The sequence below is a fragment of the Rudanella paleaurantiibacter genome (assembly GCF_009184635.1).
Taxonomy (GTDB): Bacteria; Bacteroidota; Bacteroidia; order Cytophagales; family Spirosomataceae; genus Rudanella; species Rudanella paleaurantiibacter.
Map to the genome: position 1 here is coordinate 515,992 of NZ_WELI01000003.1, position 22,594 is coordinate 538,585.

At 55.1% G+C, this 22,594-nt stretch carries 15 protein-coding genes; 7 read left to right on the top strand and 8 right to left on the bottom strand.

The window, feature by feature from the left end; genetic code table 11:
- Positions 1-58: 58 nt before the first annotated feature.
- Positions 59-418 (top strand): four helix bundle protein, encoded by a 360-nt coding sequence (locus F5984_RS10795; RefSeq protein ID WP_152124255.1) that lies wholly within the window; start codon positions 59-61, stop codon positions 416-418.
- 102 nt (positions 419-520) lie between these two features.
- The gene (locus tag F5984_RS10800; protein WP_152124256.1) at positions 521-3,613 is read left to right on the top strand and encodes an efflux RND transporter permease subunit; all 3,093 of its coding nucleotides are present in this window, start codon (positions 521-523) and stop codon (positions 3,611-3,613) included.
- A 65-nt stretch (positions 3,614-3,678) separates the two neighbouring features.
- Here F5984_RS10800 and F5984_RS10805 read toward each other — a convergent pair whose 3' ends face one another.
- Positions 3,679-4,407 (bottom strand): sulfite exporter TauE/SafE family protein, encoded by a 729-nt coding sequence (locus tag F5984_RS10805; RefSeq protein ID WP_152124257.1) that lies wholly within the window; start codon positions 4,405-4,407, stop codon positions 3,679-3,681.
- A 125-nt stretch (positions 4,408-4,532) separates the two neighbouring features.
- On the opposite strand from F5984_RS10805, the gene F5984_RS10810 reads away from it, so the two are divergent.
- Positions 4,533-6,164 carry a S8 family serine peptidase gene (locus tag F5984_RS10810; protein WP_152124258.1) on the top strand — a complete coding sequence of 544 codons (1,632 nt, stop codon included), beginning with the start codon at positions 4,533-4,535 and terminating at the stop codon, positions 6,162-6,164.
- 79 nt (positions 6,165-6,243) lie between these two features.
- On the opposite strand, the gene F5984_RS10815 is transcribed toward F5984_RS10810, so the two are convergent.
- On the bottom strand, positions 6,244-6,957 hold the full coding sequence (locus F5984_RS10815) for an SDR family oxidoreductase (RefSeq protein ID WP_152124259.1): 714 nt from the start codon (positions 6,955-6,957) through the stop codon (positions 6,244-6,246).
- A 140-nt stretch (positions 6,958-7,097) separates the two neighbouring features.
- Here F5984_RS10815 and F5984_RS10820 point away from each other — a divergent pair, with 140 nt between their 5' ends.
- Positions 7,098-7,913 carry a porin family protein gene (locus F5984_RS10820; protein WP_152124260.1) on the top strand — a complete coding sequence of 272 codons (816 nt, stop codon included), beginning with the start codon at positions 7,098-7,100 and terminating at the stop codon, positions 7,911-7,913.
- A gap of 65 nt (positions 7,914-7,978) precedes the next feature.
- Here F5984_RS10820 and F5984_RS10825 read toward each other — a convergent pair whose 3' ends face one another.
- The 4 genes from F5984_RS10825 to F5984_RS10840 form a co-directional block, all read right to left on the bottom strand.
- A complete protein-coding gene (locus F5984_RS10825) occupies positions 7,979-8,824 on the bottom strand; it encodes an SDR family NAD(P)-dependent oxidoreductase (protein ID WP_152124261.1) in 846 nt (281 codons plus the stop codon).
- 162 nt (positions 8,825-8,986) lie between these two features.
- The gene (locus F5984_RS10830) at positions 8,987-9,874 is read right to left on the bottom strand and encodes an NAD(P)H-binding protein (protein ID WP_152124262.1); all 888 of its coding nucleotides are present in this window, start codon (positions 9,872-9,874) and stop codon (positions 8,987-8,989) included.
- Between the two features lie 37 nt (positions 9,875-9,911).
- Positions 9,912-10,130: a hypothetical protein gene (locus F5984_RS10835; RefSeq protein ID WP_152124263.1), complete on the bottom strand. Its 219-nt coding sequence runs from the start codon at positions 10,128-10,130 to the stop codon at positions 9,912-9,914.
- 40 nt (positions 10,131-10,170) lie between these two features.
- Positions 10,171-10,629 carry a MarR family winged helix-turn-helix transcriptional regulator gene (locus F5984_RS10840; RefSeq protein WP_152124264.1) on the bottom strand — a complete coding sequence of 153 codons (459 nt, stop codon included), beginning with the start codon at positions 10,627-10,629 and terminating at the stop codon, positions 10,171-10,173.
- A gap of 486 nt (positions 10,630-11,115) precedes the next feature.
- On the opposite strand from F5984_RS10840, the gene F5984_RS10845 reads away from it, so the two are divergent.
- Positions 11,116-11,541, top strand: coding sequence for a DMP19 family protein (locus F5984_RS10845; protein ID WP_152124265.1), 426 nt, complete (start codon positions 11,116-11,118; stop codon positions 11,539-11,541).
- A gap of 319 nt (positions 11,542-11,860) precedes the next feature.
- On the opposite strand, the gene ctlX is transcribed toward F5984_RS10845, so the two are convergent.
- Both ctlX and F5984_RS10855 read right to left on the bottom strand, forming a co-directional pair.
- The gene (gene ctlX / locus F5984_RS10850) at positions 11,861-12,790 is read right to left on the bottom strand and encodes a citrulline utilization hydrolase CtlX (RefSeq protein ID WP_152124266.1); all 930 of its coding nucleotides are present in this window, start codon (positions 12,788-12,790) and stop codon (positions 11,861-11,863) included.
- 118 nt (positions 12,791-12,908) lie between these two features.
- Positions 12,909-14,402 carry an arginine deiminase family protein gene (locus F5984_RS10855; protein ID WP_152124267.1) on the bottom strand — a complete coding sequence of 498 codons (1,494 nt, stop codon included), beginning with the start codon at positions 14,400-14,402 and terminating at the stop codon, positions 12,909-12,911.
- Positions 14,403-14,719: 317 nt separating this feature from the next.
- Here F5984_RS10855 and F5984_RS10860 point away from each other — a divergent pair, with 317 nt between their 5' ends.
- Both F5984_RS10860 and F5984_RS10865 read left to right on the top strand, forming a co-directional pair.
- On the top strand, positions 14,720-17,521 hold the full coding sequence (locus tag F5984_RS10860) for an SdrD B-like domain-containing protein (protein WP_152124268.1): 2,802 nt from the start codon (positions 14,720-14,722) through the stop codon (positions 17,519-17,521).
- A 233-nt stretch (positions 17,522-17,754) separates the two neighbouring features.
- Positions 17,755-22,488, top strand: coding sequence for a putative Ig domain-containing protein (locus tag F5984_RS10865; RefSeq protein WP_152124269.1), 4,734 nt, complete (start codon positions 17,755-17,757; stop codon positions 22,486-22,488).
- Positions 22,489-22,594: the final 106 nt, after the last annotated feature.

Here is a 22,594-nt window from a genome sequence, read left to right on the forward strand (position 1 = left end):
GAGTGAGGAGTGAGGAGTGAGGATAAACAGTATTTTGCTTTTGTCTACTTGTATCATCATGCAAAAAACGCAGCATTTTACACAGCTCATAGTGTGGCAGAAAGCACACAAACTCGTACTGTCTGTTTACCAACTCACCAAATCGTTTCCCAAAGACGAACTCTTTTGTCTGACTTCACAGCTTCGACGAAGCGCTACGTCTGTTCCCGCTAATATTGCCGAAGGGTATCGCAAACGGACGCTCCCCGACAAATCAAAGTTTCTAAACATAGCTCAGGGCTCGCTCGACGAAACACATTACTACCTTATTCTGGCCCACGATCTCGGCTATGCTGATACAATAACCTTACAATCAAATCTGGATGAAGTATCCCGATTACTCAATGCTTATTACGGGGCTATCGAGGCAAAAAAATAGCCTCAGAGACTCACTAATTTACAAGGTTGACACGCAGAAGGACGTTCGCAGTGAGTTCATTCTTCTCACTACTCTCTCCTATCTCCTCACTCCTATACACGCATGAACCTCTCTACCACTTCCATCAACCGCCCCGTATTGGCCGTTGTACTGTCGTTGCTGATTATTGTTTTTGGGGTGATCGGCTTCCTGTATCTGGGCGTACGCGAATTTCCGAGCATCGACCTGCCCGTGGTAACCGTACAAACTACCTACACCGGTGCCAACGCCGACATTGTGGAGTCGCAGATTACCGAGCCCCTCGAAGAGTCGATCAACGGGATTGCCGGTATCCGCACCCTCGCCAGCAGCAGCCGCGACGGGCGCTCGTCGATCACGGTCGAGTTTGAACTTGACGTGAACATCGAAGATGCCGCCAACGACGTGCGCGACCGGGTGAGCCGGGCCGTAGCCAACCTCCCACCCGATGCCGACCCACCCGTTGTGGCCAAGGCCGACGCCGACGCCAGCCCTATTTATTTTATCCAGCTGCTGTCGAGCAAACGTTCGTTGCTCGAAGTAAACGACATTGCTAACCGGCAGTTTCGCGAGCGTTTTCAGACCATTCCGGGCGTAAGTAGCGTTCAGATATGGGGCGAAAAGAAATACGCCATGCGGCTCCGCATCGACCCCGTCAAGCTGGCTTCGTACCGGCTCACGGCCATTGATATTGCCAATGCCCTCCGCACCCAGAACGTCGAGCTGCCTTCGGGTTCGGTGGAGGGGGCAACCACGGAACTGACCGTTCGGACGTTGGGCCGCCTGAGCACGGCCTCCGACTTTAACAACCTGATTCTGAAAGAGACCGCCGATCAGGTGGTGAAGTTTCAGGATGTAGGCTATGCCGAACTGGCCCCTGAGGTGGAACGGACCATGTTTAAGCGCGACGGGGTGCCGATGGTGGCCGTCGCCGTGATTCCGCAGCCGGGCGCCAACCAGATCGAGATTGCCAACGATGTGTACGTCAAGCTCGATCAGATCAAGCGCGACCTCCCCCCCGACCTCAAGGTGATGCTGGGCTTCGACTATACCCAGTACGTACGCCGGTCTATTACAGAGGTAGAAGAAACCATCGGGATTGCGTTTGTGCTGGTTGCCATTATCATTTTCCTGTTTCTGCGCGACTGGCGGAGTACCATTATTCCGCTCACGGCCATTCCGGTTTCTCTCATTGGTACGTTTTTCATCATGTACCTCTGCGGCTTCTCGATCAACGTGCTCACCCTGCTCGGAATCGTACTGGCCATCGGTCTGGTTGTCGACGACGCCATTGTGGTACTCGAAAACATCTACGCCAAAATTGAAGAGGGCATGTCGCCCTACAAGGCGGCCGTGAGTGGTTCCAATGAAATTTACTTTGCCGTTATCTCGACTACGGTCACGCTGGCGGCCGTGTTTCTGCCCGTGATTTTCCTTCAGGGCATTACGGGCCGTTTGTTCCGGGAGTTTGGCATTGTGGTAGCGGGCTCGGTGCTTATTTCGGCTTTTGTGTCGCTCACGCTCACACCCATGCTCTCGTCGAAACTCCTGAAAAACCGGAAACGGCAACCCTGGCTCTACCGTACTACCGAGCCATTTTTCGAGTGGATGATTAGCGGATACGAGCGTTCGCTGGCCCATTTTCTGCGCCTGCGCTGGCTGGCGTGGGTCATTATGCTCGGCATGGTGGGTATTGTGTACGTGCTGTTCAAAACCAACGCCATTCCGTCGGAACTGGCCCCGCTCGAAGACCGGGGTGGTTTCCGAATTCAGGCCACCGCGCCCGAAGGGGCTACGTTTGAGTACATGCTCAACTTCACCGACCGGCTGGCCAAAGACCTGCGCGCCCGGTTCGATACGGCTACGGTGCCGGGTGTCATTGCCGTTACTTCGCCCAGCTTTGGTAGCGGGGCCACCAACACGGCCAACATCCGGATTTACCTCGGCGAAAAACCGCCCCGCACCAAAACCCAGCAACAGGTAGTCGATGAAATGACGCCCGTTGTAAAGCAGTACACGGGTGCCCGCACGTTTGTAGCGCAGGAACAAACCATTCAGACCGGACAGCGCGGGGGTGGAGGCCTACCCGTTCAGTTTGTGATTCAGGCCAACAAGTTTGAGCAGCTTCGGGCCAAACTGCCGGAGTTTATGAAAGCGGTGCAGGCTTCCGAAAAATTCGCGGCCTCCGACGTGAACCTCAAATTTACCAAGCCCGAAATTCGGCTCGACATCGACCGCGACAAGGCCCTCAACCTGGGTGTATCGGTGCAGGATGTGGCCCAAACGCTCCAACTCGGCCTGTCGGGTCGGCGGTTCGGTTATTTCATCATGGACGGCAAGCAGTATCAGGTAATTGGCCAGATTGAACGCTCTGACCGTAACGACATTACCGACCTGAAGTCTCTGTTTGTCAAGAATAACCGGGGCGAACTGATTCAGCTCGACAACCTCGTGCGGGTGTCGGAGCAGAGCACCCCGCCCACGCTATACCGCTACAACCGGTACGCATCGGCTACGGTCTCGGCTGGTTTGGCCAAAGGGGTTTCGCTCGGCGAAGGGATTACCGAAATGGAGCGTATCGCAGGTGAAATTCTGGACCCCTCGTTCACCACCGCCCTCGATGGCACCAGCAAGGAGTTCCGCGAAAGTTCGTCGAGCCTGTACTTTGCGTTCGCCCTGGCCCTGCTGCTGATCTACCTGATTCTGGCGGCTCAGTTCGAAAGCTTTGTCGACCCCATTATCATTCTGCTGACCGTACCATTGGCCGTTTGCGGGGCGTTGCTATCGCTCTGGGACTTTAGCCAGACACTCAACGTATTCAGCCAAATCGGGATTATTACGCTCGTCGGGCTCGTGACCAAAAACGGGATTCTGATTGTTGAATTTGCCAATCAGCGGAAAGAACAGGGAGTGAACAAGCATCAGGCCGTGCTCGATGGAGCCGTGGCCCGCTTCCGGCCCATTCTGATGACGAGCCTTTGCGCGGCTCTCGGCTTGTTGCCCGTGGCGCTGGCGCTGGGAGCCGGTTCGGAGAGCCGGGTATCTATGGGTATCGTGGTGGTAGGTGGTCTGATTTTCTCAACCGCCCTCACTCTGTACGTGATTCCGGCCGTGTACACCTACCTGAGCCGCCCCGTCACTAAACACGCTGAAGAACTGGAAGAAGCGGTTGCGTAAGCTAACACCCTAGAGGTGACATCTCTCCAAACGAGATGTCATCTCTAGTCTCTTGAGTAAGTAACTCACGTAATCACGAGCTTCACACCCGCTACAAGCAGCCCCAGAGCCAGTACATAGCGCAACACCGGCACCGAAAACCGCTGGCTACCAAAGTGACCACCCAGCAGCCCGCCCGCAAACGCAACGGCAATCCAGGTCCAAACCGACGGGTCGGGTGAGAATCCTTTGCTGAGCAGACCAAACAGGCCCGACAGCGAATTAACGAAGATAAACAGGGCCGAGGTAGCTGCTACTTCTTTGAGCCGCCCCCATCGGAACAGGAGCATCAGCGGGCTTAACAAAATGCCGCCCCCAATCCCCAGCATCCCCGAAAGCAAACCGATGCCGGCCCCGGCTACCAGGCCCGCACCCAGCGGAACCGGACGCGGCTCGGCCTCCTCATCGCGAAACGACCAGACCAGCCGCAACACCGCCAACAGCAGGCATACGGCCAGCAACTGCTTGTACAGGGCGTCGGTCAGAGGGAGCTTGGCCCCGACAAACGCCAACGGCACACTCGCCAACGCAAACGGCCAGAACGACGCCCACCGAAAGTGCCCCCCCCGATAAAACTGAATAAACGAAACGGTCGATACAAACAGGTTAAGCAACAGGGCCGAGGGTTTCATCAGCACCGGGGCCACCCCAAACAGAGCCATTGTAGCCAGATACCCACTGGCACCGCCATGCCCCACCGACGCGTACAGAAACCCCACAACAAACAGGCAGAGCAAAAACGGAATGGTTTCCATTCAATCAAATAGTCAGGAGACGTTTTTCGTTACATTTGGAAAACGAACTTAGAAGAATAATGGATAATGTACAATGAATACCTTGCGTATTCGCCATTAGCCACTCTTTACCCTACAAACACCGCATGACGATTCGCAAAACCATACTGCTGACGGGCCTTGCCCTGTCGGTGAGTTCACTGCTCCACGCCCAACCCGGCCCCGCGCGCCGGCCGCTTCCCAAAAACTGGTCGCACCTCGACCCCGCCAAAGACTCCATTGCCGGTATTAGCCTTAGCGAGGCTTACGAACTTCTCAAAGGACGCACTTCTCAGCCGGTTATAGTGGGCATTATCGACTCGGGCGTTGATATTGAGCACGAAGACCTGAAAGATGTCATCTGGAAAAACCCCAAAGAAACGCCCGACAACAACATCGATGAAGATAAAAACGGGTACACCGATGACGTAACCGGCTGGAATTTCATGGGCGCGAAAGACGGCACCACCTACGAAACCGATCAGGAAGAGGTGACCCAGATTTATGTGCTTTGGAAAGACAAGTACGACAAGGCCGACCCGAAAAAACTCAAAGGTCGCGCCCTGGAAGAGTATGCTATGTACCAGAAGGCTAAAGAGCGTTTCGAGAAAGGCTACAAAGCCAACGAAGCCAAACGGTTGGCCGTGTCGGACTCGGCTAAGTTTTTCGCGGCTCTGAACACGCTGAAACCCCAGCTCCAGGGTAAGCCCTTCGAGATTGGTAGCATCAACGCCCTCGACGCCGGAGCCGACCCCGTCACGGGTGCCGTAAAATCGGTGCTCGGCGAAGTATTTACCGAACAGTTCCGGTCGTTCGAAATCATGTTCCGGCTGCTCGAACGGGCATATCCACGTCTGAAAGATGCGCTGCTCGCCGAAACCAAAAAGACATTTAACCCCGACATTCAGGGCCGTAAGATGGTAGGCGACAACCCCGCCGACCCGAACGAACGCTTCTACGGCAGCCCGAAGCTAATCATTGGCGACTCCGAAGAACTGGCCATGCACGGCACCCACGTGGCCGGCATTGTGGGGGCTAAGCGCGGCAACAACCTCGGTGTCGACGGGATTGCCGACAACGTCCGGATTATGACCGTAGCCGTAGTGCCCTCTAACGGCGATGAGCGCGACAAAGACGTGGCTAATGGTATCCGGTATGCCGTCGACAATGGAGCCAAAGTAATCAACATGAGCTTTGGTAAGCGGTTTTCGCCGTTCAAGCCGCAGGTTGATGCCGCCATCCGGTACGCCGAAGAACGCGACGTGCTGATTGTGCACGCATCGGGTAACAACGCCGAAAACTACGACTCGATTCCGGCCTACCCCCGCCCCGAATACGAAGACGGCACCACCGCCCGCAACTTCATGACGGTGGGCAACTCAACCGCATACCTGAACGAGGGCCTGCCCGCACGGTCGTCGAATTACGGTAGCCGCACGGTCGATCTGTTTGCACCGGGCTCCGACATTGAGTCGACCATTCCGCGCAACAACTACGCGGCCTTTACGGGTACGAGCATGGCTGCCCCCTGCGTAGCGGGTGTAGCTGCCCTGTTGCGGTCGTACTTTCCGAACCTGACAGCTGTGCAGGTGAAAGAAATCCTGATGAAAAGTGTGTACAAGCCCCAGCTGAACGTGCTACGCCCGTCGTCGCAGCAGCGGGTACCCTTTAGCAGCCTGAGCGTATCGGGTGGTATTGTCAATGCCGCGCAGGCCGTGAAGCTGGCGCAGGGGAAATAACGGTTTATGGTTTTTGGTTTATCGTTTTTGGTTGTTCTTCCACGCACTAAAAACGATAAACCATAAACGATAAACCGGATTACCAGCTCACCTCGGCTTTATCGTGCCAGAACTTACCCGTTTGGTGCAGGGGGGCATCGGTTGCAAGCCACACAATGGTCTCAGCTCCCTGCTCAACCGGGCGGTTTGCCCCTTGCCCACCCATATCGGTACGAACCCAACCGGGGTCTACGGAGTTTACCGCGATATTTTGCCCACTCAGGGCACCCGCAAACTGCCGGGTCACGGCGTTGAGGGCCGTTTTGGAAATGCTGTAGCCCGGTGCATACGTACTCATGTCGTGCAACGCCCCCGACCCACTCGATACGTTCACGATACGCGCCCCCGCACGGGCCTTTTGCAGGTACGGCAAAAAGTCCTGAATCACCAGAATCGGGCCGATAACGTTTGTTTTGATCGCCCGTTCGAGCATTTCGGTGTTCAGCTTTGTAATGTCTTCACCGTGATCTTCCAGAATGGCCGCGTTATTGATGAGTACGTCCAGATGATCGGCTTTTTGCGAAAACGTACCCACCGCCTGTTTGATGCTGACAGGGTCCGTTACGTCGAGGTGAAGCAACACAACCTCGTGCCCTTCCGCGCAGAGTTGTTCGCAGGCTTCGCGGCCCCGGTGCAAATCCCGCGACCCGATAAATACGGCAAATCCACGCTTACACAACTGACGAGCCGTTTCTTTTCCTATTCCTTTATTGGCGCCCGTAATCAGGGCAACCTGCTGATGTTCTGTTTTCATACAGAAATAAGCCGTTTGCCAGAATAGTTGTTTGGATTTGTACGTTCACTCAATTGTACGGCCGCTGGTACAGTTATTTTGGCAACCAATTGGCAGATTTCCCAAATTCAATCCCAACATTCAAGCACAAATCGTAACGCATGACTATTCACCTTGCTGGCCTGGCTTTGGCCCTGCTTCCGGGCTGCCTGATGGCTCAATCGGCTCTTCCGCAGCGTTCAGTTTCGTCGTCGCCTGTATTCTATGCCTCAGCCACGTCGCGCCATACCACAAAAGAGACGTTTACCCCGGTTAAAAACACCTTCCGGCTAACCAGCCGACCCGTTTCGCCCAAAACTGACGGGGCCGCTTTCCGCATTGGGCTCCGGGGTGGTGGCAATTACGTACTCCCGCTCGAAAGCGTTGAAGGGGCTACCTATCAAAACACCTTTGGCTACCACGGTGGTCTGGTATTCAACATAGGCCGGGGCATGATTACATTTCAGCCCGAAGTGAACTACAGCCAGATTAGTGTAAAGGCAGGTACCAGTATTCAGGGATTCAACCTCTCGATTCAGGGCATCGACAACCGGGTTGAAGTACCGCTGTTGGTAAAAGCCTCTTTTGGAGACCCCGACCGGGCTCGCTTTTTTGTCAATGCCGGCCCTTACGGGGCTTATATCGTGAGTAGCCGGGTCAAGGCATCCCTGGGACCGTTCGGCGATCTGGATGAGAAAGTAACTTACGAAGGTACTCAAGGCCGTATTTCGTACGGGGTAGCTGGCGGCCTGGGCGTTGCTATTCCGCTCGGCCCGGGCCATCTGACCATCGAGGGCCGGAGCCTGTATCAATTAGGCACTAACGAACGGGATCTGTCTGTTGATCCCACAATTCCGGTCGATACAGATGTTCAGAACACTAAATATCTTACCTTACAGGCTTCCATTGGCTACCTGATTCCGATCGGGGGCCGATAAGTCGACGTGTTTATCCGATTGATAATGACGACTGGTGGCTGCTTTTGGCGGCCACCAGTTCTTTTTTACACAAATTTCAGGCTCTTTTCCCAAAGCCACTGCACGTTTTTGTCGGTCACGTCGCGGTTACGGGGCGTTTTGGGAGCCATGTCCACAAAGTATGCCCCGTTGTTGCGCTCACCAATTGACTTGAGCGGAGCGGCCGCCAAAAAGATCGACGTTTCGGCCCCGCGCTCAGGCGTCCGCAAAAACGGCGACATCAGTTTCCAGATAGCCCCACCAATGCCCTTGGTGTCGCTGGCGAAGTTGGTTTTGACCGCCCCCGGATGCACCGAAAACGACCGGACGCCCGTCCCCTCAAAATGTTTGGCCGCCCCTTTGGCAAAAAGCAGGTTGGCCAGCTTGTCGTCGCAGTAAGCCAGCATAGGCGAAAGCGTATCAATCCGGCGGAACATCCGGTCGACCCGGCCGCCCATGTGGGCCGCCGACGACAGCGTAATGATGCGCACATCACCGGTTTGAGCAGCTGTTTTCTTCAGGATGTCGGACAGGTACCACGTCAGGGCAAAATGGCCTACGTGACTGGCGTAAAACGAACGCTCAATGTTCTCATCGGTAAACTCCAGCTTGGCCGGGGTATAACCCGCATTGTTGATGAGCACATCAATACGGTCGTAGGTAGTTTTGATGTGTTCGGCGGCTCGTTGCACCGAATCGGCATCGTCGAGGCTCGCCTGTACCAGATCAGCCTGGCTATTCGGATTGGCTTTCTGAATTTCGGCCTGTGCCTCGCGGCCTTTGGTTTCGTTGCGGACCAGTAGGATCAAATCAAAGCCCCGGTGGGCCAACGCCCGGGCCGTAGATAACCCAATGCCGGAGTTCGCTCCGGTTATCAATGCTCGTTTTTTCATTCCTATTCTATTGGTTCTGTCTCCAGTTTAAACCCTACGGTTTTGTGTTCTTCTATACTTATACTCCCTTATTGAACCATCAGAACACCGAAAGGTTAGAAACACCGAAGCCACTCCGGTTCGGAATGGCTTCGGTCGGTAAGGGTTATATCGTTGTAGCTGTTAGGCGTTGAAAGCAGGGGCAAACTCCTGCCGGGCAAAATCTTCAAGTTTGATTTTGCCAAGTTTGGCGGGGCGGTTGGCAAAATAGTCGGCCTGCATTGAGCCGTCGCGCAGAGCCGCGCCCATTTCGGTGTATTTGTCGGCCATTTCGTCGTTCAGGCCCGCCTGTATCATGCCTTCGCGGTTTTGCTCATCGCTAAACACAACCCAGGGCGTTTGAGGCTTACCGATGGCTTCACCCAAAATCTGCGCGATTTCGGTCCCGGTGCGCTCATCGCCTGCCACGTATTGTACCTGAAAGCCCGTAAAATCGAGGTTGAGTAGGTTTTGCAAGGCGGCTTCGGCAATATCGTCGGTATGCACCAGAACCAGTTTATCATCGCCGAAGTTGGCCCCCATAATACCAGCCCCTTTTACCATGCCGATCATGGCAAAGAGGTTATACATGAAGTACGACGGACGCAGCGATTTCACGTTCAGCCCCTCAACCGTTTTGAGCTTTTGCTCCATGTCGTAGAGTCCATCTACGGGACCCGTTCCCTCTCCTTTGTGCGCGCCAATACTGCTCAGCAACACCACAAACTGAATGTCGTTGACCCGGATAGCGTCTATGTAATTGTCGGCAATGCGGTTCTGAAACGCCCGCCAGCCGGTAACGCCCCACTTGGGCGGAATCATCAGATAAACGGCATCGGCCCCGGCAAAAGTAGCCTTTACAAAGTCGGCATCTTCAACGCTGCCCACAGCGGCCGTAGCCCCAAGTGCCTCAATCGCAGCCGTATTGTCCGCTTTGCTGGTGATCACCGTGACGGTATGCCCCTGTTTGGTCAGACCTTGTACAATGGGTTTGCTGATGTGGCCAATCGAGCCAGTAATTACGTAATTCATAGATCAGTAAGTTGAAAAAAGGGGGTATGTGTGTTTATTAAAAGAGCAGCTTCCAACCATTGAAAAACAGATCCTGACCCGGTTGCCCGGTCAACTGCCGGACGTGCTCGTTATCGTCCTGAGGCAGCGCTTCACCTTTCGTTTTCACAATGGCTGAGATGCCCTGCTGCGCCAGTTCACTGCACAGTTCGCGGGCCGATTGTACCTGGGTCGAATGGGCAGAAACAAGACCGATGGTTGCTTTTTTGTCTTTCATGGGGTAAGATATTTGTATATACAAACGTTTGAGTAAAAAATTAGACTTCGCCCAGGGCCCTTGCGGCCCCAAACACCTGTTGGGTAAGCGCCTTGACCTGTTCTTCACCAATGGCTTCGGCATAGCGGGCGCCGGTTCGTTGCCAGGCTTCCATAATCGCGTTGCTCATGCCGGTTCCGCCGTCGGTAGGGTCTACAAACGTGTTTTTCCCTTCGTGCCGGCGAGTCACCAGTCCCTTCAGTTCAAGCTTCTCAATCAACCGGGTGATGGTCGACGGAGTCAGGCGCAGGGTCTCGCTCAAATGCGTGGGCGTCACCCCTGGGTTGTCGATCACCTCCCGCAGCAGATAAGCGTGGGAGTAGGTCAGACCCAGTTTACCAAACTCTTCGTCGCCGATGGTTGTGATGGCCCGGGCCAGTGCGTTCGCCGAAAAAAGCAGACAGGCACTGTAGCGGGTCGATTTACACTCGGCGGTCGATGATGTTGATTCGGTTTTCATGAAACAGGGCGCTTCAAAAGCACTGTTATAAGGTTAACCATATTTGTACATACAAATGTTCCCGACTGGTTAATTTTCTTTTAATGATTTTTGGGAAGGAGTTGGGTTATTAAATCACACCGGCCAGGCTAGGTCGACCATTAATAAGTGCTAATCCAGGGAATATAACTTTATCAATTGATGCAGGGAATTATAACGTCAGCCATTTTCCATAACTCGCATCATACCAGGCATATCCATATAAAACATATAGCCTGGATTCAGTACTGGACATTAGATGTTGGACATTAGACGTTAGACCTCCCTACAGAATGGTAGTAAGTCTAACGTCCAGTGTCTGAAGTCCGAAGGTCCAGTACTGAATAGCCTGGAGACTTGAAGGATGATAGTAGGAGCCGAATAAGTAAGATAAGCACTGCAAAGAGTAGTATATTCAGGAGTTGGGCGTCGTTTATCTGCCCGCTTCAATTCTGACCAAAATTTGAAATGCTTCTTGCTATGAGCAGAGAAAAGGCACAGGCAGCCTGGGAAAAAATTGTGCGTACGGGTTTTACGAACTACAATCAATTATCGCCTGATCAAAAGATTTGGTTCAACATTGAGCCACTTACAACTGAGGGCATTATTGACCACTACCTTAATCACGGCGCTGAGCACAACCAGGACACGTTGGCGGCTCTGAAGGCACTTGGTTTTCCTGACATTGCAAAGCAAATGCACAGTATAAATACCCTGTTTCGGGACGGTAAACCGCCAGAAGATATAGACGAACGAAATGAGGAGTGGAACAGTTGGTGCGATGAACATGAAGAGTTCCTCAACGAAATAGACGACAAATTTTGGATAAAGTGTGCTGATGTAGAAAAGGCTTTGATGGATCACATTGATCGAACCGGAATTGGCATCGACTAACCCAAACGCCCTGTTGGGGACCTAACATCGGTAGCTAGCCCGGAAAACGGACCTAATACCAGAGCCCCGAAGGGCGTAACCATAATCAAGTTACGCCCTTCGGGGCTCTAATATTGACGGGAAACGTCTTTTCTACCAACCTTGAGCCCCTAACGGGGCTTTAGATCGAGTCGACACCTTCCCAACCCTAACATCCGGGATGACTTACGTTGCTTTTTCTAGTCGGCTAGTAAATCTCAGCATTACCTCCTGAGACACACAACCAAGAACAATAAACCCAAAACCAGAAACTGTAATCGGAACACCGGCTGCCCTAAACCTATTTAGCAGGCAGGTGTACCTCGGCCATCATGCACCGGGCGGAGCCGCCCCCGTTGGCTTCAATGGTTGAGAGATCAACAACCAGCAAACGGGCGTAATCGTCGATAGTGTCGATTTGTTTGGGCGTGAGCGATTCATAAGCCCGCGTCGACATCACGATCAGTTTCTGGCCGCGGGTGCTCACCACCTGCAACATATTACCGGCAAAGGCTGCCATTTGGTCGAGCGAGATTTCGATGATGCGCTTACCCAGGTTTTCGAGTTCCTGCCGAATCCGAAGCCGCTCATCAAGGTCAGGAATGGCCTGCAAACAAACCACCGCAAACACGTCGCCGATGCACATGACCACGTTGGTGTGGTACACCTCTTTGCCGTCGGCATCAACGGCATGGAACAGGATAGTCCGGTAGCCGGTGCGGTTTTCGTATTCTTTCAGCACATCGGGATTGGTGCGGGGCGACAAACAGGCGAAAGCCACCCGGTGCATCCGGTCGAGTACCATGCTGCCGGTTCCTTCCAGAAACTTACCCTCCTGCTCGAAGGCCGTCAGATCCACCAGTTTGGCCACCTGATACTGCTCCCGGAGCGCGTCGATGATCTCCATCCGGCGCTCGGCCCGGCGGTTTTCGGCCTGCATCGGATACAGCACCACCGTGCCGCTGAAGTGAAACGACACCCAGTTGTTCGGAAAAATCGAGTCGGGGGTATGGGGTTCGGCGGTATCCTCGTGCACGATCACATTAACTCCGTACGACCGTAATTGCTGAACCATATTGTCGAACTCGCGCAGGGCATTGGCCTGAGCGGTATCGCGGGTTTGGGCGGCCACGGCGGCATTCTGGAACGTATTCGACTCGGCGGTCTGCTCATTAAAGCCGAACCGCACCGGTCGAATCATCAGGATGGTTGAGGTAGTTTGTGATTGCATAAAGTGACGAAAGGGGGCCGCCCACCGGCGACCCTGTACAGACAAAACAGGCTTAAAAATAGCAAAAAAGCCAATACTCCCGGTTAGCCTACCCACTTTTGCGAGCGTAGGCGGGTGGCTACAACTCGTCGCGCAGCAGGGGCAAACTCATGCAGTGCGAGCCCCCGCGCGCCCGGCTCAATTCGGCCGAAGGGAGCATGATAAAGGTATTCTGAATGGTTTCGGGCAATGATTCTCCGCGCTCAAACCGGTCGAGGAGCTGAGCGGCCCCCACCACATCGAAACCGGCCTGCCGAAAAGCCTCCAGCGTGCGGTCGTTGCGGTCGTAACCGACCACTACCCCATCTTTCAGGGCGAGCAAATTGCACGAATCGGTCCACTGCTCACGGGCTCCAAACGGAAACTCGTTGTTACCGGAGTAAATAAACTGCACCGGCTCGGTAGCGCCTAGCTCATTGCGGCTGATGTCGGCCAGTAAGTCCTCCAAGTTTTTGATCTCGGTCGGCTTATCCTCCTCCCCTTTCCGAAATTGCAGAATTCGCAGCTCTTCAGAGAGGTCTTTTTGGGCAAAGAAATGGAGCACATCCCGTTTGTTGGCTTCATCGCCCAGCCGCGCCAATGACCCCAGCAACACCCACATATTCCGCTTCACCTGCGTAAAAATGGTGTCGATGTGCATGTAATCGCGCTTTTTCGGGATTTTGATGATCGTGACGGTATCCACCAGATCTTTTTCAAACACCAGGCGCATCACCTGCTGGGCCGCGTAAAGGGTAGTGCGTTCGCTCACACCAACCATCAGGTGCCGACGCGAAATCATCATCACATCGCCCCCTTCCAGCGTAGAGCGGGTCAGGTCGCGGTTTACATCGGCGTCGGGTAGCAAAAACGCGTGCTCATTGTCGGGTATCTCGATCAGTTTATCGCGATAACTGGCAAACAGCGGGTGATAATTGAAAAAGTACTGCGCCAGCAGAGCCTCGCGGGTGCGGGCGAGTTTGGCCGGTTTATTGAGCAGGATATGGTCGTTGATGACGATCCCGATGTCGCGGGTAAAAATAAAGTTAGGCAGGGGTGCAAAGAGCATGGTCTGATCAGGCAACGAACCAGAAATCATGATTTTTGCCAGCTCTTCCGGGTCGAACTGATGCAGCCGCTGCTGGGTCTGGAACGAGGTACGCTCAATGCCACAAATCGATGCAATAAGCTTGGTACGTACTACCTCATCGTGCAGAATATCGGCAAGCAACACCTGAATATCAATTACTTTGTCAGACTTGAAGTAGTCCGCATGGCCCGGCTTGTAGAAGTCCCGGTTATGTGTGGGCCCCAGTTCGGCGATACGCCCCCGCACCTTATCGGGGTCCAGAAAATAGAGCAGGAGTTTTACGTAGTAATCGTACTCATCCCGGCGCATCATGGAGAGGTTCACGATGTCTTCGAAAAGCCAGTCCTGGGCTTTAGAAGGAACTACTTTGCCCAGCCCCCGGTCGGGGCTATGAATAAGTAAGCGCCGTAATGTGCCAATTTCGGAGGTTACCCGCAGAAACGGAGCTGATTCGGCCGAGTGATTAAGGTGATGGGTTGATGGAGTGTTAAGGTCGGTGTTCATGCCAAACGGCGGGCTTGTGTTTCGAATAAACCCACCGACTGCAAGGTACGGCTTTGGCAATGGAAAAGGAAACCCCGACCAAACACGCCAACCCCTAACTACTGACGAAACGCCAGAAGACAAGCCCGCAAAAGGCGAAAATATGGCTTGATTATTGCTCTGTTTGTAAAGCCACTAATACGCCTTTTACAGGTAATACGCCCGAAAATAGTACTAAACAAAAATCACCTATTTTATTCCTTTTACCTACTTAAACCAATGTACCCCCACGCATTGGATATGAAATTGCTCTGGTTACGGGTTTAATACCGTACCATATGGGTTTGAGAAACTTTACTTTCTTTTTATTAGTCTGCCTATTTTTCCTAAGTAACATTAACGCTGTTTTCGGACAAAGTGGGCGCGTTTTTAGAGACTTCAACAACAATGGAATTGCGGACCCGAACGACATCGGCATGGCCGATATTCAGGTCCAGAGTTACCGGGCCGACGGCACCCTGTCGGGTACAGCCTTAACGGGTACCGACGGGCAGTACACACTCTCACCGGGAGCTGCACCGGGCGAACCGGTTCGGGTCGAATTTGTGCTTCCGCCCGCTCTATCTAATTATTACCCCTCGGCTTTCACCTCGGTTTCGGGCGGCAACGGCACCTCACTTCAGTTTGTGACCGGCCCGGCTACAAATATCAATTACGGGGTTAGCCTGCCGGGCGATTATTGCGAGTCGACGCCCCCCCTCTCCATCGTTTGCTTCATTGTCGGGGCCGGCATTACCGTCGGCGACGACAATCTGATTGCCACCATGCCAGCCAATGCCACCGGCACCACCGCCAACGTAGGCCACCCCGGCACACCGCCCAGTCTGGTCGGGGCTATTTGGGGTACGGCCTGGCAACCCGAAACCGGGCGTCTCTTCTCGTCGGCCTTCATGCGCCGACATACCGCCTTTGGCATTGGCGGTACCGGGGCCGTGTACGTGACCGAAAGCCCCCGCGAGCCAAGCCTGAGCGGTTCAAGCCTGTTTATCAGCCTCCACGGCCTCACGGTGGCCACCAGTACGGGCGGTTCGGTAACAATCAATACGGGCAACGACCCGCACATGACCGAGGAGTATTACCAGTCGGTGAAGCGGCCGGGCGACCCCGACAACCGCTTTTTTGCCGATTTGGTCAACCCGAACGGTAACCCGGCCGATGCGGTTGGCAAAATCGGCCTGGGCGACATGGATATGAGCAGCGATCAACGCTATCTGTTCGTGGTAAACCCCGTGCAAAACCACCTGTACCGCATCGCCATCGACTCCGACAACAACCTCACCACCCCACCGACCGCGAGCGACGTAATCGCCTACCCTCTGCCCGACCCCGGCTGCGTGGGCGGTACGGCACGGGCGTTTGGCCTCGGTGTACGGGGGCGATACGTGTTTATCGGTACCGTTTGCGACGCCGGGCAGTCGGTACGGCCCGAGGACTTAAAAGCGACCGTGTTCCGGCTTGATACCGACACGGATCAATTCTCGACAGTGGTTTCATTTCCCCTCAACTACTACCGAGGAACAATTTCCGGGGGTGAATACCGAATTCCGAAAGGTAACTGGCAACCCTGGAATGCCGATACCGACTGGACCAATGCCACCACCGATGCCGGGCAGGTCTTCTCGCTCGGCGACTTCGACCGCCCGCAGGTATCATCACCCCAACCGATGCTCACCGACATTGCGTTCGATGACGATGGCTCGCTGGTGCTGGCCTTTACCGACCGGTTTGGGCATATGGAGATCTTCCACGGCCCCGACCCCCAGGGTAGCCGCCGACCCGAAGGCTTTTATATCGAGTACGACGGCCGCGCCGGGGGCGACATCCTGCGGGTTTGCAACGTAGGCAGCATCGATCAGCCGGTGTATCAGATGGAGCAAAACGGCCGCTGTGGGGTGCTGGGTGGTGGTCAGTTTACCGACGCTATCTATGTGGACGTGAACGGTAACCCCGCACCGGGTGAATTTGAATACTATACCGGCGACAATTTTAACCGCGACAGCCACACCGAAACCACCATGGGCTCGGTGGCCATTATTCCCGGCTCGGGCGAGTTGATCGTTTCGGCCTTTGACCCTATTCAGGAATCGCAGCAGGGGTTGGTGTACACCAACGGATTTAAGGTCCTGAACAATCAGACCGGGCAGTATATTCGGGCGTTTTCGCTGCTGAACGACATCCCACAAAACAACGGGAACAACTACTTCGGTAAGGCCTCGGGACTGGGTGGAATTGAGGTACTGTGTCAGGCAAAGAGTCTGGAGATTGGTAATCTGGTCTGGCTTGATGTCGACAAAGACGGCATTCAGGATGCGGGCGAAACACCCCTCGCGGGCGTGAAGCTCGAATTGCTCAACAACCGCTCCGAACTGGTAGGCACCACCACATCGGACGCCAGCGGGCGGTATATTTTCAACCAGACCAACGTGATCGATACCGTGGGCGTCGATAAGCCTAACCGGGTCGGTTTACAGGTTTTCACCACCTACACCGTCCGGGTTTCGACCACCCAATTCGATAACTGGGGCACGGGCGTTCTGGCCAACCTGGCACCGTCGGCCAAAGAGATGGGCACCACTACCGACCGTATCCGCGACAACAACGCGGGCATGAACGACAACTGGGTTGGTTTCCGCTACACCACGGGCGAGTCGGGCAGCAACAACCACACGCTTGACATTGGTTTTGAGCCGGGTACACCCCTGTTAGCACTTTCTAAAGTAGCCAGCCAAACCCAGGCCGCTTTCGGCAGTTTGCTGAGCTACACGATTGCCGTGCAAAACACCGGTACGGCATCAGCCACGGCCCTTACGGTGCAAGACCTCCTCGACGAGGGCCTGCTTTTTGTTTCGGCAACACCTTCCGTCGGTACGTTTACGCCAACAACCCAGGGCGGCAACTGGCTCGTTCCTCAGGTGGCACCCGGCGAAGTGGTTTCGCTCGTGATTCAGGCCACGGCCAACAAGGTAGGCACCCTCCGAAACTCGGCAATTTTAGGAAGCCAAACTGTTACCGTAACAACAGAAATTGATTGTGTGGCCGGCTCCTGTATTCCCATTCAGTTGCTCCGACTGAAGCGGTAACCCGTGTTGATTGTGTACGATAAATGGCTGATTGTGTGCTATTGCGCATCAAATCAGCCATTTATCATTTGAACCCAATAGGCTCTTTTTCTGAAACTTAGTTCTCAACTTATATACTTATCGCCAAAGTATATATTAAATAAGCCTTGTTGGTGGCACGATTTTTTCAGATTGGCACAATGGTTGCTAACAATGGAAATACGGGTATTATCTGAATTAACCCGTGTTTGCAGATGAGCCACCACTTCCATTCACTTCACCTGTTCTTCCGCTGTCTGATTCTCGTTCTCCTGCTGGGGTCTGTGGGGTCCGTCACGGCCCAAAGTATCTCGGGAACAGTCTTTCAGGACTTTAACAGTAATGGTATTTACGAGTCGATTCCTACATCGGGCACCTATGCATACGGGGAGCCGGGCCTATCGGGCGTGGCTGTTCGGGCGTACAACACGGCGGGCATTCTGTCGGGCAGTGGTGTCTCCGGCACAACGGGAACGTACTCGTTTACCACCACCGGTAGCGGCCCGTTTCGGGTTGAGTTTAGCATTCCGGGCTCACTCCCATCGGTCAATGAAACGGTAGTCCGCAGCACCAGCCTCACGGCGGCAAACTCGGTGCAGTTTACGAGTCCGGGTAGCAGTACGCTCAACTTTGGGGTTTTGGCCCGGGCCGATTACTGCCAGAGCAACCCACCCCTGATTGTTCCGTGTTTTGTGAGTGGCAACCCCCTCGCGGCCGCCATAGTCGCCGAACACGTGATTGTATCATTCCCATACTCATCCAGCAGCAATAACACCGGCACCGCCAGCGCACCCAATATCGTCAGTAATTTTGAGCCTACCCCCCGCGCCGATGCCGGGCAGGTGGGTAGTGTATGGGGGATGGCCTACCAGCGCGAAACCCAAAAGCTGTTCTCGGCGGCCTTTCTGAAACGACACGTTGGACTCGGCTCCGGTGGTCTTGGCGGTATTTACGTGACTACCCCAACGGGCACGGCTGCCAACGGTTCGCTGTACGTTGATCTCGAAGCGGCCCCGTTCGAGCTGAATCTGGGTGAAACCCAGTTGGGCGATCGTTCGTTACCCACCAGCACCACCGTTAGCAGCACCGACCCCAACGCGTTTACATTGGTAGGCAAAGCCGGTTTGGGCAGCATGGCTATCTCTGACGACGGCTCGCGTCTGTATATCACCGACCTGTTCAACCGCCAGCTGCTTATTCTGAACGTAGGTAACCCGGCCAAAGCCGCCGGTAGTTTTACCGCCAGCGACCTCACTACCGTAGCCATTCCGACCACGGTTTCGTGCACCAACGGGCTGTCGCGTCCGTTTGCCGTGGCCGTGTACCGGGGCAAAGTGTATGTGGGTACGGTTTGTACTGCCGAAAGCCCCGGCAGCACCTCGGCCAACCTCTCGGCTACGGTGTACGCCATGGACGAAGCCACCCAGACGTTCTCGACGTCGGCGGTGTTTAACACCCCGCTCACCTACCCCAAAGGCGATGTACACGCTCAGTTCCCGACTATGGGCAGCACCTGGGAGCCCTGGATTTCTAACTTCTCGAACTTCCACTTCACCCAGTTGGGTACCACCAACGTGTACCGCACAGCCCGGCCGCAACCCATGCTGTCGGACATTGATTTCACCGACCGGGGCGACATGGTTCTGTCGTTGATGGACCGGTCGGGGCATCAGCTTGGCTACCGGCAGGTATCACCCGTGGCCAGTACGACTCTATACAGCGGCTATATTGGTGGTGATATGCTCCGGGCACGGCTTCAGGGCAGCACCTGGGTACTCGAAAACAACGCCGTTGTAACGTCGGCTACCCTCGGTAGCACGACCGGCGGGGGAGCTAACAACGGTCAGGGACCCGGCAACGGCGAGTTTTTCAATCACGAAAATTTCATCACTGACAACAACGGCGACGGTACGCTCGAAGAAATTCACCAGGAAACCTCGCAGGGGGGCGCAGTCATTGTACCGGGTACCGGCATTACGGTTTCGATCAATATGGACCCCCTCACCACGTGGTCGGGTGGTACCATCTGGCACTCAAACACCAACGGTGCCGACCTCCGGCGTTACGAAATTTACCGAACCATCAATAACAACGGTGCTCAGGTAGATGGTACCTACGGAAAAGCTAATGGCCTTGGTCTGCCGGTAGCTCTCTGCGACCCGGCTCCCATTCAGATTGGTAACCGCGTCTGGAAAGATACCAACGACAACGGGATTCAGGACCCGGGCGAGCCTGCCCTGGCTGGCGTAACCGTCCGGCTCAACGGCCCGGGCTTACCAACGGGTGGGGTTTCGGTAACAACCAATGCGGCCGGCGAATACTACTTCTCCAACGCAACAGGCACTAACACCACCGGCTTTGTGTACAGCCTTACCGGGCTGACCTCGGGCGGTAGCTACTCGCTTACTTTCCCAACCAGCGTCAGCGCGGGTGCGTTGCAACTTAGCACGAAGCCCAACTCAGCAACGGGCAATAACTCTGACCTGATTGATACCGACGTGGCAGCAACCGGCCTGGTCAGCTTTACCCTCGGTCAGTCGGGGCAGAACAACTTCTCATTCGATGCGGGTTACGCAGCCTGTGCGCTCCAGATTACGTCGGTAACAGCTACCTGTAACCCGACCACCAATTTGTACGCACTCACGGGCACCATCAGCCTGACGAATGCCGCGGCTACCAGTCTGACGGTTTCGGCAGCCGGAGCCAGTACAGTCGTGAGCGTATCGGCTGGGCAAAGTAGTGTGTCGTTTGCCCTTTCGGGTAGCAGCCTGGTGAGCAACGGCCCCGCCAGCCAGACGGTCAGCGTAGTCTCGTCGGGTAGCACCTGCGGTCTCAGCTCCACTACATTTGCCGTACCGGCCAGTTGCACGGTCTGCTCCGTTTCTCTGGTGACTGCCAACCTCGCCACGGGTACAGTAGGCACGCCCTATAACCAGACCATCAGCGCTACCGGAGGTAGTGGCCCTTACACATATTCCGTAACGGCAGGTTCACTGCCAGCAGGGCTCACCCTCAGTGCAGGTGGTGTACTCAGCGGCACCCCAAGCAGCACCGGAACCAGTGCATTTACCGTAACCGTAACGAGCGGCCCCAACTGCTCGGCCGTGGCCAGCTACTCAGTAACGGTTACTCCCATACCGGTTTGTGCCCTGAACGTTACGGCTACGCCCGGCGCGTGCCAAACAGCCACCAATCAATATTCGGTAACGGGCTCACTGCTCCTGACCAACAACACAACGGGCGGCATTGCGACCATAACCGATGGAATCGTTAGCACCACTGTCACCGTACCGGCACAGGCCACAGCCGTATCGTACACCCTGAGCGGCTTTGTGTCGGGCTCGGGTTCACATACGGTAACCGCCAGCCTGCCCGGTTGCGGCTCGGCAACCACCACCTACGCGGCCCCGGCCTCGTGTACGGTTTGCCCAACACTCAGCCTGAGCGCTACCGGCCTCACCTCCACCACGGTTGGTGTAGCGTACACCGCTACCCTTTCAACTACGGGTGGGCAGGAACCTTATAGCTACTCAATCATTAGCGGAAGCCTACCCGTCGGGCTAAGCCTGTCGACTGGCGGTACCATCAGCGGCACCCCTGCTTCATCTGGCGTGTATTCAACCACCATTCGGGTTACCGATGCCCGGAGCTGCTCGGCCGTGCTTCCATTCACGCTGACGGTCGATGCGCTCCCGCTTTGCTCATTGGATTTAGCGGTGACACCGGGCAACTGCAACTCGGCCATCAATCAATACAGCGTGACGGGTACCGTTACGGCCGTCAATGCGAGCGGTACACAGTCGCTTACCATACAGGAGGGCAATGTATCGACGATTGTCACGCTCACCAACAACGGCCCTGCCAGCTTTACGCTGAACGGTCTAATGTCGGACGGAAGTTTGCACACCATCACGGTGTTCTCATCCAACACCGCCTGTGGTACCGTAAGCCAGACGTACACGGCCCCAGCCTCGTGCACGGTAGCCCTGCCCGAGCTGACACTGACCAAACAGGTAAGCCTGAGCCTGGCGCAGGTGGGCGATGTGGTTACCTACGTGATCAAAGTGGCCAACACCGGCCCGATAGCCGCCACCAATGTGGTTGTCGACGATATTCTCGACAGCGGTATTCAGTACGTACCCGGCTCGGCAACGGCTTCGGCAGGGACCTATTCCGCTTCGGTAACGGGTGGAGGAACCTGGACCATTGCCAGCCTGCCCGTGGGGGCTACCGCAACCCTCTCGTTTAGCGGTAGCGTACTGAGCGAAGGCGTATTAAACAACACGGTGCGGATTCCTAATCTGGACCTCGACGCCAAGGTTTGTACCAGTGTTCCGATTAAGGTATGCCAGGGTACTCCGTTCTCTATTCAGCTCGACGCACCGGCCGGTTATACCCACTACCAGTGGTACCTGACCACCCCAACGGGCACCACACTGGTATCAGACATCATGGCGACAACCGCCAACGCGGCTACGGCCAATAGCTACACGGCTACGCAGGCTGGCGAGTACCGGGTTATTGTCGACGACGGTGTGGTGGGCAGTTGCCCCGACCAATCGTGCTGCCCAATTATTATCGAAGCGGTGGCAGTACCCCAGTTTACCGCACTTACCCGCAACCCGACCTGTGTAGCTACAACTCCGCAGGCCAACGGTCAGCTGTCGCTTACGGCCCTCAATGGAGACCCTCGGCAGTTTACCTACCAGTATTCGTCGGGAAGTACGTTCAATGCGGCCACGGCCACGGTTGCCCAAACGGTACCTGTTAACGGAATTATCTCCAATACCTTACCGGCAGGCATTTACACCATCCGGGTGTTCAACTCGGCTGGTTGCTTCCAGGACGCTACCGTGACCCTTACAGCTAACTGCGACTGTAAAACAGACATTTGCACGCCTGTAGCCCTTAAAAAGACCCGGTCATTGGGTAAGCCTGTGACGCCTTAACCGGCCTTATCCGGCACGTATCAGGGTACCCTTCGGATGCATCCGGGGGGTACCCTTCTTTTTGTCACTCAATCTACCCTACCTGTATGGCATAGTTTTTGGTAAA

Coding starts and splice junctions, on each gene's coding strand:
- F5984_RS10795 (WP_152124255.1), top strand. CDS start 59: ATGCAAAAAACGCAGCATTTTACACAGCTCATAGTGTGGCAGAAAGCA.
- F5984_RS10800 (WP_152124256.1), top strand. CDS start 521: ATGAACCTCTCTACCACTTCCATCAACCGCCCCGTATTGGCCGTTGTA.
- F5984_RS10805 (WP_152124257.1), bottom strand. CDS start 4,407: ATGGAAACCATTCCGTTTTTGCTCTGCCTGTTTGTTGTGGGGTTTCTG.
- F5984_RS10810 (WP_152124258.1), top strand. CDS start 4,533: ATGACGATTCGCAAAACCATACTGCTGACGGGCCTTGCCCTGTCGGTG.
- F5984_RS10815 (WP_152124259.1), bottom strand. CDS start 6,957: ATGAAAACAGAACATCAGCAGGTTGCCCTGATTACGGGCGCCAATAAA.
- F5984_RS10820 (WP_152124260.1), top strand. CDS start 7,098: ATGACTATTCACCTTGCTGGCCTGGCTTTGGCCCTGCTTCCGGGCTGC.
- F5984_RS10825 (WP_152124261.1), bottom strand. CDS start 8,824: ATGAAAAAACGAGCATTGATAACCGGAGCGAACTCCGGCATTGGGTTA.
- F5984_RS10830 (WP_152124262.1), bottom strand. CDS start 9,874: ATGAATTACGTAATTACTGGCTCGATTGGCCACATCAGCAAACCCATT.
- F5984_RS10835 (WP_152124263.1), bottom strand. CDS start 10,130: ATGAAAGACAAAAAAGCAACCATCGGTCTTGTTTCTGCCCATTCGACC.
- F5984_RS10840 (WP_152124264.1), bottom strand. CDS start 10,629: ATGAAAACCGAATCAACATCATCGACCGCCGAGTGTAAATCGACCCGC.
- F5984_RS10845 (WP_152124265.1), top strand. CDS start 11,116: ATGCTTCTTGCTATGAGCAGAGAAAAGGCACAGGCAGCCTGGGAAAAA.
- ctlX (WP_152124266.1), bottom strand. CDS start 12,790: ATGCAATCACAAACTACCTCAACCATCCTGATGATTCGACCGGTGCGG.
- F5984_RS10855 (WP_152124267.1), bottom strand. CDS start 14,402: ATGAACACCGACCTTAACACTCCATCAACCCATCACCTTAATCACTCG.
- F5984_RS10860 (WP_152124268.1), top strand. CDS start 14,720: ATGGGTTTGAGAAACTTTACTTTCTTTTTATTAGTCTGCCTATTTTTC.
- F5984_RS10865 (WP_152124269.1), top strand. CDS start 17,755: ATGAGCCACCACTTCCATTCACTTCACCTGTTCTTCCGCTGTCTGATT.